Source organism: Marinomonas aquiplantarum (genome assembly GCF_003314975.1).
GTDB classification, from domain to species: domain Bacteria; phylum Pseudomonadota; class Gammaproteobacteria; order Pseudomonadales; family Marinomonadaceae; genus Marinomonas; species Marinomonas aquiplantarum.
Window position 1 is genome coordinate 246,977 of the sequence record NZ_QNRF01000002.1, and the last position, 14,669, is coordinate 261,645.

Genomic DNA, 14,669 nt, shown 5'->3' on the forward strand with positions numbered 1-14,669 from the left:
GAAAATAACATGACGCAAACTTATACCGCAGAGCAGGTGATGACAGCAACGCCTGTTGTGCCTGTGATCGTTGTTGATAATGTTGAGCAAGCTGTGTTACTAGGTAAAGCATTGGTTGCCGGTGGTGTACCTGTACTAGAAGTGACGCTGCGCACACCAGCTGCGTTAGAAGCGATTACGGCGCTACGAAAAGAAGTTCCTGATGCCATTGTAGGTGCTGGTACTGTGTGTTCTCGTGAGCAATATGTGCAAGCTATTGAGGCGGGTTCTCAGTTCATTATCAGTCCTGGTATGACGGCGGATTTGTTAGCGGTAGGAAAAGAGTACGATGTGCCTTATCTGCCAGCAGTCGCAACCATTTCCGATGTGTTATTGGGTATGGAATACGGTTATGACCGCTTTAAGTTTTTCCCTGCCGAAGTAAATGGCGGGGTGAAAGCGTTGAAAGCCTTTGGTGGTCCATTACCACAAATCAAGTTCTGCCCTACAGGCGGCATTGGTGCCAATAATTTCCGCGATTACTTGGCGCTGGATAACGTGCTATGTGTTGGTGGTTCTTGGATTGTTCCGACGAATTTGGTTCGTGCGGGCAAATGGGATGAGATTACTGAGTTGGCAAAATCCGTTTCTCAGTAATACCCAAGTAAAATCAAACCTAAAAGGGAAGATGAGGAATCATCTTCCCTTTTTTATTACTAAAGATTCTCTTCTGCAAATTCGGCCAATCGGCTACGTTCAATACCATTTACATGCATGATGCTGGCATATTTAAAGGGTTTGGATTTTTCTACAAGGTAAGTTAATCCAGACGTTAATGGTGTAATGTATTTATTGTCGATCTGAGCTAAGTTACCTAAGACTATGATTTTGGAGTTACTGCCAATTCGAGTCACAATGGATTTAAGTTGAAATTGCGTTAATCCTTGTGCCTCATCGATGATAATGAGGGCGTTGTTGAAGGATCGACCGCGCATAAAGTTTAACGATTTAAATTGAATGTTGGCTTTCTGTTTGACGTAATCAATGCTGCTGATGGAATGTTCATCGGCACCATGCAGTATTTCCAAGTTATCATCAAAAGCGGCCAACCAAGGCGCCATTTTTTCTTCTTCTGTACCCGGTAAAAAGCCAATGTCCTCGGCCATTGGTGGTGTTGATCTTGCCACAATGATTTTATTAAAACGTTTTTCTTCCATGGTGACTTGTAAGCCATAGGCAAGTGCCAATAGGGTTTTACCTGAGCCTGCTGGCCCTGTCATGACCATCAGATCAGAGTTCTCATGGCGCAGTAAATAAAACGCCATAGCTTGCTCTAAATTGCGAGGGTGAATGCCCCAAAAATTTTGGTTCATCAAGTGCTGTTTGTTTATATCCAATAAATACACATAGTCATGATCAATGTTTACCACAAAGCCAATAAAGTCTTCCTCATCAATGATGAACATATTTAAGTGGATGCTTTCGAGTAATGACTTGCTGATGACATGGACAGTATGACGGCCATGGGCTTCGGTTTTGACGCTGTCGACACTTGACCAAAAGCTGCCTGTAAACTCAATGTAACCTTTGGTCATTAGATCGAGATCATCAAGTACCTTATCTTTTCGATAGTCCTCGACACGCTCTAGCCCTGAGCCTTTGGCTTTTATGCGCATGTTAATGTCTTTGGTAACGAGACACACAGAAGACCTTAGATGTGTTGCCTGCAGACTTAGAGCAACATTAATAATGCGATTGTCATTGGCATGGTCATGATTGCCATTGAGAAATGGAATGTTATCGGTTGCTGTGATCTGTTGGTCTGGGAAAATGGCGAGTGAGCCTTCACAGCTTTTTGCTTGTTCGTTTGAGTTTGTGCTCTTATCTAGCGTGTGAATAGGGACGCCGGCTTGGAGTTGCCTTGGGGTGGCATCACCGACGATCTTGTCTATGGTGTTAATGGCGAGTCTTGCTTCGCGGCTGACGTCTTTGTCACGCCGGTCTTTGATTATGTCTAACTCTTCCAGCACCGTCATAGGGATGACGACCATGTGCTCGGCGAAAGCGTAAATGGCTAATGGATCATGCAATAGTACATTGGTGTCGAGAACGTAGATTTTTTCCATAGACGATGACTCCCATAATGTGAGTAAAGTTTGCTGATGAGAAAGAAACGATTTCGAAAGGGTTGTGCAGATTTAGCAAGAGATACGATGTTGGAACGATGTTGGTGGTTTGTAAAAATGCAGGTGACGAGATGAATGAGAGTGTAAAGCTTACTTCTGCACGCAACTGGGCAGATGTGAGAAAGGTAATTGTTTGGATAACAACGATTTCTGAGCAAGCTAAACCTCACTGTCTTTATCCATACTCTAATTAGAGTGTATGACAGTTTTGTTGCTGTTGCTTGTATTATTTGAAGTATGAGGCAATAAAAAAGCCGCTAATCATAGCGGCTTTTTTCGAAACGAATGAAATTTATTCGTCTAGGAAGCTTCTCAAGTGCTCTGAGCGGCTTGGGTGGCGTAGCTTACGCAACGCTTTTGCTTCGATCTGACGAATACGCTCACGTGTTACGTCAAACTGCTTACCGACTTCTTCCAGAGTGTGATCTGTGTTCATGTCGATACCAAAACGCATACGCAGTACTTTGGCTTCACGGGCTGTCAAGCCAGCAAGAACAGTGGTCGTTGATTCACGCAAACCTTCAATGGTAGCAATGTCGATTGGTGATTCAGCGCCATCGTCTTCAATGAAATCACCTAGGTGCGAATCTTCATCATCGCCAATAGGGGTTTCCATTGAGATTGGCTCTTTAGCAATCTTCAATACTTTGCGAATCTTGTCTTCTGGCATGTCCATGCGCGCCGCCAATTCTTCCGGCGTTGCTTCACGACCCATCTCCTGCAGCATTTGACGAGAAATGCGATTCAGTTTGTTGATGGTTTCGATCATGTGAACCGGAATACGAATGGTTCGAGCTTGGTCAGCGATCGAGCGCGTAATGGCCTGACGAATCCACCATGTGGCATAAGTCGAGAACTTGTAACCACGACGATATTCGAATTTATCAACGGCTTTCATAAGGCCGATGTTGCCTTCTTGAATCAGATCCAAGAATTGTAAGCCACGGTTAGTGTATTTTTTCGCAATCGAGATAACCAAACGTAAGTTGGCTTCTACCATTTCTTTCTTAGCACGACGAGCGCGAGTTTCACCAATCGAAATACGACGGTTGATCTCTTTTAATTCTGCAATCGTTAGGCCTGTGTCTTTGGAAACAGCACGCAATTTGCGCTGACTACGCATAAATTCCGCTTCGTTTTCTTCCAACGCTGCAGAGTAGTTTGCATTAGCCGAAATTTGCTCTTGAAGCCAATCTGGGTTGGTTTCATTACTCGGAAAACGTTTCAAGAATTCTGTTCTTGGCATGCCAGATTTACGAACACAAACTTGCATGATCAGTCTTTCTTGTTCACGCACTTTTTCCATGCGTGAACGAACTCGATCGATCAATTCGTCGAACAGTTTAGGAACCAGTTTGATTGGCGCAAACGCAATGCTAAGCTCTTCTTGTTTGCTTTTTACAACAGAATCTTGGCGGTCACGAGTTTCAAGCAATACTTTTAGCTCGTCATAAATGCGAGCAATTTCGTTGAAACGTAATGCGGTTTCTTCTGGATCTGGGCCGTTATCGGTTTCTTCTTCGCTTGAATCTGAATCGTCATCATCATCGCTGTCAGCGTCATCCGCTTCCTCTTCAATAGGAAGTTCTTCCGCTAACTCTTCAAAAACGGGCTCTTCACCATCGCCATCAATAAAGCCACTGAAAATATCGCTTAGACGACCTTCTTCCTCTTGGACCTTTGCGTATGCATTGAGCAATACATCAACGGCACCAGGGAAGTAAGAAATCGCAGCCATTACTTCACGCGTACCTTCTTCGATACGTTTGGCAATGGCAATCTCGCCGGCGCGAGTTAGTAGCTCCACTGTGCCCATTTCACGCATGTACATACGCACTGGGTCAGTTGTTCTGGTGATGTCCCCTTCTACAGCAGCAAGGGCTGCGGCAGCTTCTTCAGCGGCCGCTTCATCTGTCGTGTCGCCTTCTTCCATAAGAAGGCTTTCTTTGTCTGGAGCGTACTCGGAAACCGTGATGCCCATGTCATTGATCATGGCAATGATTTCTTCGACCTGCTCCGGGTCAGAAAGGTCATCAGGCAGGTGGTCATTAACTTCGGTAAAAGTTAAATAACCCTGTTCTTTACCTTTGGCGATCAACTCTTTAAGACGTGACTGTTGAGTGTCTGGCATTCGACAACCTATCGTTTGAAATTCAATTGAAGTTTTGCAAGCCGCATATTATAACAAAATCAATGAGTTTTATCCACTTAATCCTGTCTTATTTGAGTGATTTTTAGACAGTCTTTATGACTTTTTCTGTCTAATTAAATCCATCAAATTTCTGAGTTCTTGCTTGGTGTTCGTATCCTTAATGGATTCATTACCTTTATTTTTCAAGCGTTCAATGCTGTTATTTAATCCTAGGTTACGTTCTAGGGTGGAAACCATATCCAGTACTTCTTGCTTAGCATTAGTGATTTTTTGCTTGGTTGCGGCATCTTGATGGTTTAAAAGATCAACAATTGGCTGATATGTGATACTTTCCGCTAATTCTCCCAGTAGGTGCCCCGCGTTTTTTTCTGGGTATTTTGCGAAATATCTCCATATTTTACCGAAGATTTTTAATTCGTCACTGGCCTGATTGATGATCGGATCAGGGAGGTCGATGTGTTGTGCAATGTGAGGATGCAATAACAGGCATAAAGAGGCTTGTTTTATTTTGCTCAAACTAGACGGGGCGGGTGGAAAATAAGCCTCATCTTTTTGTTTATTGAATTTGCCTTTTTTCTTATAGCCAGTCTTGCTGGTTTGTGGCGTGTATTCGTGATTGCTATATGGTGCGGAATCATAATCCCCATAGGGCGAAGCGGGGTAGTCATCATAATCATGATGCGGTACGTCATGGGTTGGATAATCATAATGCTCCATTTCACCGGTGGTGCTGGAGGTGTCTTTGTCGTAGCTTGGCTTTACCTTGGGTAAGGATGTGTGTCCCAGCGTGTCGCTGTCAATGCCAGATTGTTCACTTAACTGCTTTATCAAAATTGAGCGAAATGTCAGCTCTTTCGGAATTTGTTGAATCATGCTCATGGCATTTCGAGCAAATTGAGCTTCCCCTTCTTCGTCTGCAAGAGTGACTTGATTTCTAGCATGATCAAACAGCACATGGGAAAGTGAAGCGCTGTCTTCTAAGCGCAAATTGAAGGCGTCTTTACCTTCTTTACGTACTAAGGAATCCGGGTCTTCTCCTTCTGGTAGAAATAAGAAGCGCAGTTGTTTTTCATCCTGCATGACAGGAAGGGATGCCTCTAAACCTCGGATTGCCGCAGAGCGGCCTGCTTTATCACCGTCAAAGCAGAGGATGACTTTGCTCACCAATTTAAAAAGTTTGCGTATGTGCTGACTATTGACGGAGGTGCCTAAGGTGGCGACCGCATTGGTAATACCGTGTTGAGCTAATACGATGACGTCCATATAGCCTTCAACAACAATAATTTGATCGAGATTTTGGGTGTTTTGTTTGGCTTCAAATAAACCATACAGTTCTTGGCTTTTTTGAAAAACAGGGGTTTCTGGCGAATTTAAATATTTAGGTTTTTCGTCACCAAATGCACGGCCACCAAAACCAATAACACGACCACGTGAGTCTCGTATAGGGAAGATGATACGATCTCGAAAGCGGTCGTAGTAATGGCCAGGCTGATCTTTTTTCTCAATCAGCATGCCGCCACGATACAGTTGTTCCTGATGTTCGGCTCTGGTACCAACCGATTTAAGAAGATTGTCCCAACCACTTGGCGCAAAGCCTAACCCAAACACCTTGGCAATTTGCCCGGACAAGCCGCGTTCTTTGGCGAGGTAATCTGTCGCTTTGAGCTTGTCTGGGTGTTCGATTAACTGACGTTGGTAAAAGGTCGCACTTTCAGAGAGCCGCTTAAGTAACTCGGCATTCTGCTCATAGCGATCCGGTGCACCTTGCTCCCTAGGGACTTCCATGCCAGCGTCTTTAGCGAGCACTTCTATGGCGTCAACAAAGTCGAGATGGTCATGTTCCATCACAAAGGAGATGGCGTTGCCGCCTGCACCACAACCAAAGCAATAATAAAATTGTTTGTTGGGGTTTAAGCTAAAAGAGGGGCTTTTTTCATTATGAAAAGGGCAAAGCGCACTGTAGTTTTGCCCAGTTTTTTTTAGGCTGATACGGGACGACACCACATCGGTTAAGTCGGTGCGAGCTAATAACTCGTCAATAAACTGATCAGGTATGCGTCCCGCCATAAAATTAGCCTAGTTGTGCTTTCACTTGTTTGCTGATTTGTCCCATGTCGGCACGGCCTTGCACCTGAGGTTTTACAATGGCCATTACCGCGCCCATTTGCTGCATTGAGCTGGCCCCAGTTTCTTCAATTGCCGCTTTCACAATGGTAGCAATTTCTTCGTCTGTCAATTGGGTTGGTAAGAACTCAGAAATAATGGCTAGCTCATCTTTTTCTATTTGTGCTAGGTCGTCACGGCCGCCATCGGTAAATTGTTGGATCGAATCTTTACGTTGCTTATTCATCTTATCCAGAATGGCGATCACTCTAGCATCATCTAATTCAATACGTTCATCGACTTCCACGCGTTTGCATTCCGCTAAAATAGTGCGAATGACAGTAACGCGGTGTTTTTCTTTTGCGCGCATGGCGGTTTTTAAAGTATCGGAGATGTGTGCTTTTAATTCTGACATGGGAGCCTCTTGGATGTTAAACAAAAAAAACGGCTAGTTTTAAACTAGCCGTTTTTATAAACCTAAACACAAGAAAGGTCTAGGTGTTTGTTCTCTAGTGGATTTGCCAAATGGCAGATCGGCCTAGTACAAACGTTGGAATTTTTTCTGCTCGCGAGAAACTTTCTTAGCGTGACGTTTAACAGCAGCGGCTGCAGCACGTTTGCGAAGAGTTGTTGGTTTTTCGTAGCATTCACGACGACGAACTTCAGCCAAAACGCCTGCTTTTTCACAAGAGCGCTTGAAGCGACGTAGAGCGATGTCAAATGGTTCGTTATCTTTTACTTTAACTGCTGGCATGTTTTTACCTTTAATAATCTGTTTTAAGTTTAAGTTATTCACAAAAACGGCGTGCATAATACTCCTAATTAAAGAGTATTCAAAGCGCGTATTTGTTAGACAGAGTTGGGCCAAACAATTTGGCCGATTTTTCTAACCCTGGACAGACAATATGTTTGTCTGTTGATGTCTGTTTTATGTCATAGGGTGTTTGGAAGTGTTCACTTATCAAATAAGCGCCAAACGAGAAAAATCACCTGCCTTTTAATTTAAACATTGAAAACGCGCGCATTATAATGACTTTATACGTCTATGTCCAGTGGCATCTGCCATGCTCTGTCGTTCTAGGGTACAATGTCGGCAAATTACAGATGAGATTGGTTTGATGAAAGTATTGGGTCTTGAAACCTCTTGTGACGAAACCGGCATTGCCATTTATGACACCGAGAATGGTTTGTTGGCGCATAAGATTTATTCGCAAATCGCGCAGCACGCTGAATATGGTGGTGTTGTGCCTGAGCTAGCATCACGGGACCATGTGCGTAAAACCTTGCCTTTAATTGATGAAGTGTTAGCGGATGCGGGCATTACTAAGAAACAACTAGACGCCGTTGCGTTTACGAGTGGACCTGGGCTAGTGGGTGCTTTGATGGCGGGGGCGACGATTGGTCGTTCTCTGGCCTATGCGTTGGGAATTCCAGCCTTGGGTGTGCATCACATGGAAGGGCATTTATTAGCGCCTATGTTAGAAGAGTCGCAACCTGAAATGCCTTTTATTGCATTATTGGTTTCTGGTGGTCATACCCAGCTGGTTAGAGTGGATGGTATTGGAAAATATAAATTACTAGGTCAGTCTCTGGATGACGCCGCGGGTGAAGCGTTTGATAAAGCAGCAAAAATGATTGGTTTACCTTATCCTGGTGGTCCGCAAATTGCGGCATTAGCGAAGCAAGGCAATACTGCATCAGGTTTAAAATTCCCTCGTCCAATGACAGACAGACCAGGTCTGGATTTTAGCTTTAGCGGCTTGAAGACAGCATTTTTAACTGCGGTGCATGAAGCCCTTGATGATGACCGATGCGATGAACAATTTAAAGCCGATGCCGCTTTGGCGTTTGAAACAGCTGTGGTTGACACCTTAGTCATTAAATGTCGTCGAGCATTAGAAAGTGAAGGCTTAAAGAGCTTGATCATCGCCGGTGGTGTCAGTGCTAATCAAAGATTACGTGAGCAGTTGGAAAGTCAGCTGAAAAAGATCAAAGCGAGTGTGTTTTATGCGCGTCCTGAGTTCTGTACAGACAATGGTGCCATGATCGCCTATGCAGGAGCACAACGTTTATTGGATGGGCAATCTTCAGAATTGAATTTGTCCATTCGGGCTCGTTGGCCGTTGGCCGAGTTGCCACCACTTAAGGAGTTGGCAAATGTCTGATTTGGTATTCATTGAAGGTTTGAAAGCAAAAGCCGTGATTGGTGTTTATGATTGGGAAAAAAACATTCAACAAGATCTGCTATTGGATTTGGAAATGGAGCACGATAATCGTTTGTCAGCGGCCACGGATGATCTTAGCAAGACGTTAGATTATGAAGCCATTTCAAATTACATTTTAGCCTATTGCTTAGAGCATCAGTTTGAATTAATTGAAACCTTAGCCGAGCGTCTATTGGCGGATTTAGCGGCTACTTTCCAATTGCAGGCAGTGCGCTTAGTACTGCGTAAGCCGACCGCGGTCGCGGCTGCTGATGCCGTGGGCGTGAAGCTGTATCGCCGGTTCGCGGATTAGTCTTGTTGCTTCCCTATTGTTTCAAGGTGAAGCAGCATCACCTTGAAACAATAGAGGGGAGTTTAGGGCGGCTAGATTGCGAACACGTTCCTGTTTTAGCGCTTCGCCTAATTCCGCGCCAGCATAGCCTTGCTTGATAAGGCTGGCTGCATTCACTTTGGCGATTGTGTTTCTTAAGGTGAGCCAATCTTTCAGGTTAGTTTGCGTGATTAGGCTGACTACCTGAATTAGCTTTTCAAACGGTTGCGGCTTTTTAATGGCGTTGACCGACATGAGCCAAGCTTCCCAATTCTCCGCCATCATACAGACTTGTCTATTTTCTAGAAAATCCCTAACTTGCTCAGCCAAAAGTTTGTATTGATTTGGGCAGCGAAGTGTTTGATGCAGTGCTTTTAAGTCTTGTAGTTGTGTGTGCCGACAGATGATTGCCCAACGTTGAGTATTTGTCAGTGACCTTAATGCGTCTTCTGAGTTGTCTTGCTCCGACCACGTCAGATTTGAAAATAATATTGGCATGGCGTTGGCTTTTGCCAGCACTTTGAAAAAAGTTTGTGGGTGGTCAGTTGCTAAGGCTTTTTCTAATTCTCGCCATATTCTTTCAGGGCTAAGACTATTGAGTTCGCCTGAGTCGCTAATTTGTTGCATTAATGACATGGTTTCGTCAGCGACGTTAAAGCCAAAGGATTGAAAGCGAGCAGCAAATCGTGCCACTCGTAAAACGCGTAATGGGTCTTCGACGAAAGCATTGGAGACGTGCCGTAACAGGCGATCGTGAAGGTCTTGTTGGCCATGAAACGGGTCGATAAGTTGACCTTCTTCGTTTTGTGCGATGGCGTTAATGGTTAAGTCCCGCCTTTCAAGGTCTTCTTCTAGGGTGATGTTGGGCGAGAAGTCACAGATAAAGCCTGTGTAGCCTTGACCTTGTTTTTTTTCCCGGCGGGCGAGAGCGTATTCTTCTTTGGTTTTTGGGTGCAGGAAAACGGGGAATTGTTTGCCGACTTGTTGAAAGCCTTGTTGTTCAAGTTGCTCTGGCGTAGCACCTGTCACTACCCAATCTTGATCAATCACAGGGAGCTTGAGTAGGCGGTCACGGACGGCGCCACCAACCAGATACACTTGATATGACATTTATGCTTGGCCTGTCTCACACTGCTCAGGAAACATAGCGCTCCACTGGCTGAAACCGCCATTTAGGGAGTAAACCTGTTTAAAGCCTTGGGAGGCAAGGTATTCTGCGGCACCCTTGCTGCTGTTGCCATGGTAGCAGCAGACGATGATGGGCCGTTCTTTGTCGGTATCGTCAATAAATTCTTGTACATTGTCATTGTTTAAGCTGATGGCATTTGTCATGTGACTTGTCTGATAGCTAGCAAGGTCACGGATATCTACAATGGCGGCGTTTTCTTCCAAAATGGGAAGGGCGTCTGCGATATCGATACAAGTATAAGTCATGGAGTTTTCCGGTTGATTGTACAAGGCATACTAAAACGTTCTTTGTCTTCCAGTCGTAGGGCAGTTAAGCTGCCTCCCCAAACACATCCTGTATCAAGTGCATGTATATGCTTAAGTTGGGTTTTGCCTTCTAGGGCAGCCCAATGTCCAAAGACAATGTGACAGCCTTCGGGAACTTGACTTGGGTAACTGAACCAAGGGGCAAACCCTTTGGTCGCTGTATTAATGCCTTCTTTTGATTTTAAGTCTAATTTGCTGTTTTGGTTGCAAAATCTCATGCGAGTTAAGTAGTTTGTGATGACTCTGAGTCGGTCTAAACCGACTAAATCATCCCGCCACTTACTCGGGCTATTACCATACATGGCTGAAAAATATTCATCAACTGTGTCTGATTGCAGCTTGTCTTCTACTTCTTTTGCGAGTGTGAGCGTTTGCTCTAATGTCCAGCAAGGTGGAATCCCCGCATGGGTCATAACGACATTGAGCGCCGCGTCATAATGACAAAGAGGTTGATGTCTTAACCAATCCATTAAATCGTCACGATCACTCGCCATCAAAATATCTGTTAACGTGTCACCTTTTTTGAGAGTGCCATGACCATAAGATACGGCGAGCAAGTGTAGGTCATGATTGCCTAATACGACCTTGGTCTTATCCCCAAGCGATTTAATGAAGCGCAAGGTGTCTAAGGATTCTGGACCACGATTGATCAAGTCGCCTGCAAACCAAAGTTGATCGTGTTCTGGCTGATACTGGATGTGTTTGAGTAATCTCTCCAGTGGTTCTAAACAGCCTTGTAAATCGCCGATAACATAGGTTGCCATAATCTCCTCAGTGCACTTTATTTGGGACAGATAGGGTAAATGGTCGTATTGGTGCGGTAAATTCGGTGCCATCGTCTGCGATAAATTGATAGCTGCCATGCATGACGCCGACGACCGTTTCAATCACAGTGCCACTGGTGTATTGGTATGATTCCCCAGGTTGCAAATGAGGGTATTCACCTATGACACCACTGCCTTTGACTTCCTGTACTTGCTCATCACCGTTAGTAATAACCCAGTGACGAGTTTGCAGTTTGGCCGCATGAGTGCCGCAATTTGTGATCGTGATGTGGTAAGCGAAGACATAACGAGACTCATCCGGTGTGGATTGTCTGGCCAGATATTCGGTTCTAACATCCACCACGATATCGTATTTTTCCATTTAACTTTCCTTCTCAAGAAGGTAGTTGGTGATGGCGACAAACTCTTTCACATCTAAGCGTTCAGGACGCAAGCTTGGATCAATGCCTAAGTGTGCAAAGTCCTCTTGATCTAATACGCCCTTGTAGTTGTTGCGCAATGTTTTACGACGTTGTTGAAAGCCAATGCGAACCACGTCTTCTAATTTTTTCACGTCGACCGTTGAGTAGGGTAGCGTTTTATAAGGTGTCATACGCACAATGGCAGAATCGACTTTAGGCGCTGGATCAAACGATTCAGGGCCAACGACGAAAAGAGAATCGACGGCACAATAATACTGCGCCATAACACTGAGTCGACCATATAAGTTATCGCCAGGGCGAGAGGCTAAACGATCCACCACTTCTTTTTGCAGCATAAAATGCATGTCGGTAATGCTGTTTGCTTGGCTGAGCAGATGGAAAATTAAAGGGGTAGAAATGTTATACGGCAAGTTACCGACAACACGGATTGTCTCTTCATCTTGCACCAACGAACTGAAATCAAATTTCATGGCGTCCGCTTCGTGTACGGTGAGTTCAGGGTAACGAAACAAATTAACTTTCAGGATCGGGATCAAATCGCGGTCGAGTTCGACAACATCCATACGCTCAGTGACACTGATAATACCTTCAGTTAAGGCCCCTTTACCTGGGCCAATTTCAACGATACGTTGGCCTTTTTTCGGGGCGATACAGGCAACGATACGACGAATTACACCATGATCGTGAAGGAAATTCTGGCCAAATCTTTTTCTGGCCTTATGGGGTTGTACTTTGCTCATTTAGAAAACTTTTTCGCGTTATTGGCCATATTGATGGCGTGTTGAATGGCGACGTTTAGGCTGCCATGGTTGGCGTTGCCTGTGCCGGCTAAATCAATTGCCGTGCCGTGATCCACGGACGTACGAATGATGGGTAAGCCCAATGTAATATTCACAGCATTACCAAATCCTGAATATTTTAACACAGGTAAGCCCTGATCGTGATACATGGCAAGGGCGCAGTCTGCATTCTCTAAATAATTTGGTGTAAATAGGGTGTCAGCAGGAAGCGGACCAATGAGGTCCAGCCCCTCAGAACGTAATTTATCGAGTGCAGGGGTAATGGTCTCTATTTCTTCTCTGCCAAGATGGCCGTCTTCGCCCGCATGAGGGTTTAATCCACACACTAAAATCCGAGGCTGCTCGATACCAAATTTTGTCTGTAAATCTCGATGTAGTGCTAGTGTCACCTTGCGGAGTGTTTCTTCGGTGATCGCCTCAGACACGTCTTTTAAGGGGAGGTGGGTCGTCACCAGAGCGACTTTCATCGCCTCACTTGCCAACATCATGACCACGTGAGGTGAATGGCATTGGGCTTGAAAGAATTCAGTATGTCCAGAGAAGTGCGTGCCTGTTTGACAGAGAATGCCTTTATGCACTGGAGGGGTCACAATGCCATCAAATTTCCCAGACAAACAGCCTTCTCCAGCTTGTTTTAACGTCTCTAGTACATAAGGTGAGTTGGCTATATTAAGTTGCCCAGGTTGTGCCATTTCCGCCATAGGAATGTGCATTAAGCTTATTCTTCCTGGTTGATGAGCTGGTGGCTTGGCGTTGGGGGCAAGGGGTTCGATGTCGAGTTTGAGGTTGAGGGTCTTTGCCCTTGAACGCAGTAAATCGACATCCCCCAGAATCACTAAACGAGCCGCAAAAGACGACTCATTTAATGCGCTGAGAATAATGTCTGGCCCGATGCCAGCCGGTTCACCTGAAGTGATCGCGATGATTGGAAGTGTGTCAGGTGATGCTTGGTTCATGAGACGTTATTTATCCTTGATATCAATAAAGGCGTCAGCACGCAATTCGTCTAACCAATTGCCCAAGACAATGTCTTGCTTTTGCTTGGTTAGGGCTTGTTTAGCATTACTGCGTTTGACTTGATCACTGATGTCGGCCTCACGGCGACCTTCCACCTGTAAGATATGCCAGCCAAATTGTGTACGGAAAGGTTTGCTGACTTGGCCAACGGTTGTTTCATTCATCATGTCTTCAAAAGCAGGCACCATAGTTCCTGGGGTGACCCAGCCAAGATCACCGCCTTGCAGTGTTGAGCCTTGGTCTTCACTGTATTCTTTGGCTAATTCTGCGAAGTCAGCACCATTTTGAAGCTTGTTATAGAGTTCGTCTGCAAAGGCCTGAGTTTGCGCCATATCTCGAATTTCATTAGGTCGTACCAGAATGTGGCGAGTTTTAGTTTGTTGCTGGAGTGTCACAGAAGCAGAGCGTTTGTCGATAACCCAAAGTAAATGATAACCCGCATTACTTTGTAGTGGGCCGACAAGAGGGCCTTGTTCTGTATCAAGCGCTCTGACAAACAAAGGCGGTAACTGGTTCATCGGACGCCATCCAAGGTCGCCACCTTCTATGGCAAACTGCCCCGCTGACTTTGCCACGGCTTGCTGGATGAAATCTTCTTCATTTTGAATTTGCTGAGTGATCGCACTGATCTCTGCTTTTGCTTCTTCTGGGTTACTGGCTCTAATTAGAATATGACGCAGATGAACTTGGTCTTTGTCTTTGGTTATGCTGGTTTCTGAGCTCATGTAATCATCAATTTCTTGTTCCGAAATAACGATACGACGCTTGATGATTTCACGCTTAATGTTGTTAATTAGGATTTCATGTTCAATTTGTTTGCGGTAGCGACTGTAGTTGATGCCTTTGCTTGCTAATACTGTTTTTAAACCTTGTAGATCAAGGTTCATATTCTTTGCGACCCCTAAAATAGCCTTATCTACATCAGAGCTGGAGGCTCTCATGCCGATTTTTTCGGCATAGTTAGCTTGCAAGGTTTCATCAACCAACTGATTGAGGATTTGACGATGAATGTTGTCCGTCATTATGCCGCCAGGCACTCTGTCTTTGACAATTTGAAAACGGTTTTGAATGTCGCTTTCAAGGATGGGGGTGGAATCAATGATGGCGGCGATACCATCGATTTTGCTGGTGTCGGCCTGCACTGATTGTAAACTAGAAAATGTTAGCATTAGGACGAAAAAAGAGAATAACTTCAT

15 protein-coding genes are annotated in these 14,669 nt (G+C 44.8%); 3 read left to right on the forward strand and 12 right to left on the reverse strand.

What is annotated here, in order from left to right:
- Positions 1–9: 9 nt before the first annotated feature.
- A complete protein-coding gene (locus DFP76_RS04510; RefSeq protein WP_113873470.1) occupies positions 10–636 on the forward strand; it encodes a bifunctional 4-hydroxy-2-oxoglutarate aldolase/2-dehydro-3-deoxy-phosphogluconate aldolase in 627 nt (208 codons plus the stop codon).
- Positions 637–695: 59 nt separating this feature from the next.
- Here the strand turns inward: DFP76_RS04510 and DFP76_RS04515 are convergent, their stop codons facing one another.
- The 5 genes from DFP76_RS04515 to rpsU form a co-directional block, all read right to left on the reverse strand.
- On the reverse strand, positions 696–2,105 hold the full coding sequence (locus tag DFP76_RS04515) for a PhoH family protein (RefSeq protein WP_113873471.1): 1,410 nt from the start codon (positions 2,103–2,105) through the stop codon (positions 696–698).
- 352 nt (positions 2,106–2,457) lie between these two features.
- Positions 2,458–4,296, reverse strand: a complete 1,839-nt coding sequence (gene rpoD, locus DFP76_RS04520; protein WP_113873472.1) for an RNA polymerase sigma factor RpoD — start codon at positions 4,294–4,296, stop codon at positions 2,458–2,460.
- Positions 4,297–4,410: 114 nt separating this feature from the next.
- On the reverse strand, positions 4,411–6,384 hold the full coding sequence (gene dnaG / locus DFP76_RS04525) for a DNA primase (RefSeq protein WP_113873473.1): 1,974 nt from the start codon (positions 6,382–6,384) through the stop codon (positions 4,411–4,413).
- A 4-nt stretch (positions 6,385–6,388) separates the two neighbouring features.
- Complete coding sequence (locus tag DFP76_RS04530; protein WP_113873474.1) at positions 6,389–6,835, reverse strand: GatB/YqeY domain-containing protein; 447 nt, start codon at positions 6,833–6,835, stop codon at positions 6,389–6,391.
- Positions 6,836–6,958: 123 nt separating this feature from the next.
- Positions 6,959–7,174, reverse strand: a complete 216-nt coding sequence (gene rpsU, locus DFP76_RS04535; RefSeq protein ID WP_009835737.1) for a 30S ribosomal protein S21 — start codon at positions 7,172–7,174, stop codon at positions 6,959–6,961.
- A 364-nt stretch (positions 7,175–7,538) separates the two neighbouring features.
- Between rpsU and tsaD the strand changes: the two genes are divergently transcribed.
- Both tsaD and folB read left to right on the forward strand, forming a co-directional pair.
- Positions 7,539–8,585 carry a tRNA (adenosine(37)-N6)-threonylcarbamoyltransferase complex transferase subunit TsaD gene (tsaD, locus tag DFP76_RS04540; RefSeq protein ID WP_113873475.1) on the forward strand — a complete coding sequence of 349 codons (1,047 nt, stop codon included), beginning with the start codon at positions 7,539–7,541 and terminating at the stop codon, positions 8,583–8,585.
- Positions 8,578–8,937: a dihydroneopterin aldolase gene (gene folB / locus DFP76_RS04545; RefSeq protein ID WP_113873476.1), complete on the forward strand. Its 360-nt coding sequence runs from the start codon at positions 8,578–8,580 to the stop codon at positions 8,935–8,937. Before tsaD ends, folB begins: the two co-directional genes overlap by 8 nt.
- Positions 8,938–8,958: 21 nt before the next feature.
- On the opposite strand, the gene DFP76_RS04550 is transcribed toward folB, so the two are convergent.
- The 7 genes from DFP76_RS04550 to DFP76_RS04580 are packed head-to-tail and all read right to left on the reverse strand — an operon-like array spanning position 8,959 to position 14,669.
- Positions 8,959–10,065, reverse strand: coding sequence for a tRNA nucleotidyltransferase/poly(A) polymerase-related protein (locus DFP76_RS04550; RefSeq protein ID WP_113873477.1), 1,107 nt, complete (start codon positions 10,063–10,065; stop codon positions 8,959–8,961).
- Positions 10,066–10,389 (reverse strand): thiosulfate sulfurtransferase GlpE, encoded by a 324-nt coding sequence (gene glpE, locus DFP76_RS04555; RefSeq protein ID WP_113873478.1) that lies wholly within the window; start codon positions 10,387–10,389, stop codon positions 10,066–10,068.
- Entirely contained in the window at positions 10,386–11,213 is an 828-nt protein-coding gene (locus DFP76_RS04560; RefSeq protein WP_113873479.1) for a symmetrical bis(5'-nucleosyl)-tetraphosphatase, read from the reverse strand. Before DFP76_RS04560 ends, glpE begins: the two co-directional genes overlap by 4 nt.
- A gap of 7 nt (positions 11,214–11,220) precedes the next feature.
- The gene (apaG, locus tag DFP76_RS04565; protein WP_113873480.1) at positions 11,221–11,595 is read right to left on the reverse strand and encodes a Co2+/Mg2+ efflux protein ApaG; all 375 of its coding nucleotides are present in this window, start codon (positions 11,593–11,595) and stop codon (positions 11,221–11,223) included.
- Positions 11,596–12,396 carry a 16S rRNA (adenine(1518)-N(6)/adenine(1519)-N(6))-dimethyltransferase RsmA gene (gene rsmA, locus DFP76_RS04570; protein WP_113873481.1) on the reverse strand — a complete coding sequence of 267 codons (801 nt, stop codon included), beginning with the start codon at positions 12,394–12,396 and terminating at the stop codon, positions 11,596–11,598.
- Complete coding sequence (pdxA, locus tag DFP76_RS04575) at positions 12,393–13,412, reverse strand: 4-hydroxythreonine-4-phosphate dehydrogenase PdxA (protein ID WP_113873482.1); 1,020 nt, start codon at positions 13,410–13,412, stop codon at positions 12,393–12,395. The genes rsmA and pdxA overlap by 4 nt, the downstream gene beginning before the upstream one ends.
- Before the next feature lie 6 nt (positions 13,413–13,418).
- Positions 13,419–14,669 (reverse strand): peptidylprolyl isomerase, encoded by a 1,251-nt coding sequence (locus DFP76_RS04580; protein ID WP_113873483.1) that lies wholly within the window; start codon positions 14,667–14,669, stop codon positions 13,419–13,421.

What these genes read in the sequence shown, in the direction of transcription:
- DFP76_RS04550 (WP_113873477.1), bottom strand. Translation starts at nt 10,065, where the DNA reads ATGTCATATCAAGTGTATCTGGTTGGTGGCGCCGTCCGTGACCGCCTA.
- glpE (WP_113873478.1), bottom strand. Translation starts at nt 10,389, where the DNA reads ATGACTTATACTTGTATCGATATCGCAGACGCCCTTCCCATTTTGGAA.
- tsaD (WP_113873475.1), top strand. Translation starts at nt 7,539, where the DNA reads ATGAAAGTATTGGGTCTTGAAACCTCTTGTGACGAAACCGGCATTGCC.
- dnaG (WP_113873473.1), bottom strand. Translation starts at nt 6,384, where the DNA reads ATGGCGGGACGCATACCTGATCAGTTTATTGACGAGTTATTAGCTCGC.
- DFP76_RS04515 (WP_113873471.1), bottom strand. Translation starts at nt 2,105, where the DNA reads ATGGAAAAAATCTACGTTCTCGACACCAATGTACTATTGCATGATCCA.
- DFP76_RS04510 (WP_113873470.1), top strand. Translation starts at nt 10, where the DNA reads ATGACGCAAACTTATACCGCAGAGCAGGTGATGACAGCAACGCCTGTT.
- DFP76_RS04580 (WP_113873483.1), bottom strand. Translation starts at nt 14,669, where the DNA reads ATGAAGTTATTCTCTTTTTTCGTCCTAATGCTAACATTTTCTAGTTTA.
- rpsU (WP_009835737.1), bottom strand. Translation starts at nt 7,174, where the DNA reads ATGCCAGCAGTTAAAGTAAAAGATAACGAACCATTTGACATCGCTCTA.
- DFP76_RS04530 (WP_113873474.1), bottom strand. Translation starts at nt 6,835, where the DNA reads ATGTCAGAATTAAAAGCACACATCTCCGATACTTTAAAAACCGCCATG.
- rsmA (WP_113873481.1), bottom strand. Translation starts at nt 12,396, where the DNA reads ATGAGCAAAGTACAACCCCATAAGGCCAGAAAAAGATTTGGCCAGAAT.
- rpoD (WP_113873472.1), bottom strand. Translation starts at nt 4,296, where the DNA reads ATGCCAGACACTCAACAGTCACGTCTTAAAGAGTTGATCGCCAAAGGT.
- pdxA (WP_113873482.1), bottom strand. Translation starts at nt 13,412, where the DNA reads ATGAACCAAGCATCACCTGACACACTTCCAATCATCGCGATCACTTCA.
- DFP76_RS04560 (WP_113873479.1), bottom strand. Translation starts at nt 11,213, where the DNA reads ATGGCAACCTATGTTATCGGCGATTTACAAGGCTGTTTAGAACCACTG.
- folB (WP_113873476.1), top strand. Translation starts at nt 8,578, where the DNA reads ATGTCTGATTTGGTATTCATTGAAGGTTTGAAAGCAAAAGCCGTGATT.
- apaG (WP_113873480.1), bottom strand. Translation starts at nt 11,595, where the DNA reads ATGGAAAAATACGATATCGTGGTGGATGTTAGAACCGAATATCTGGCC.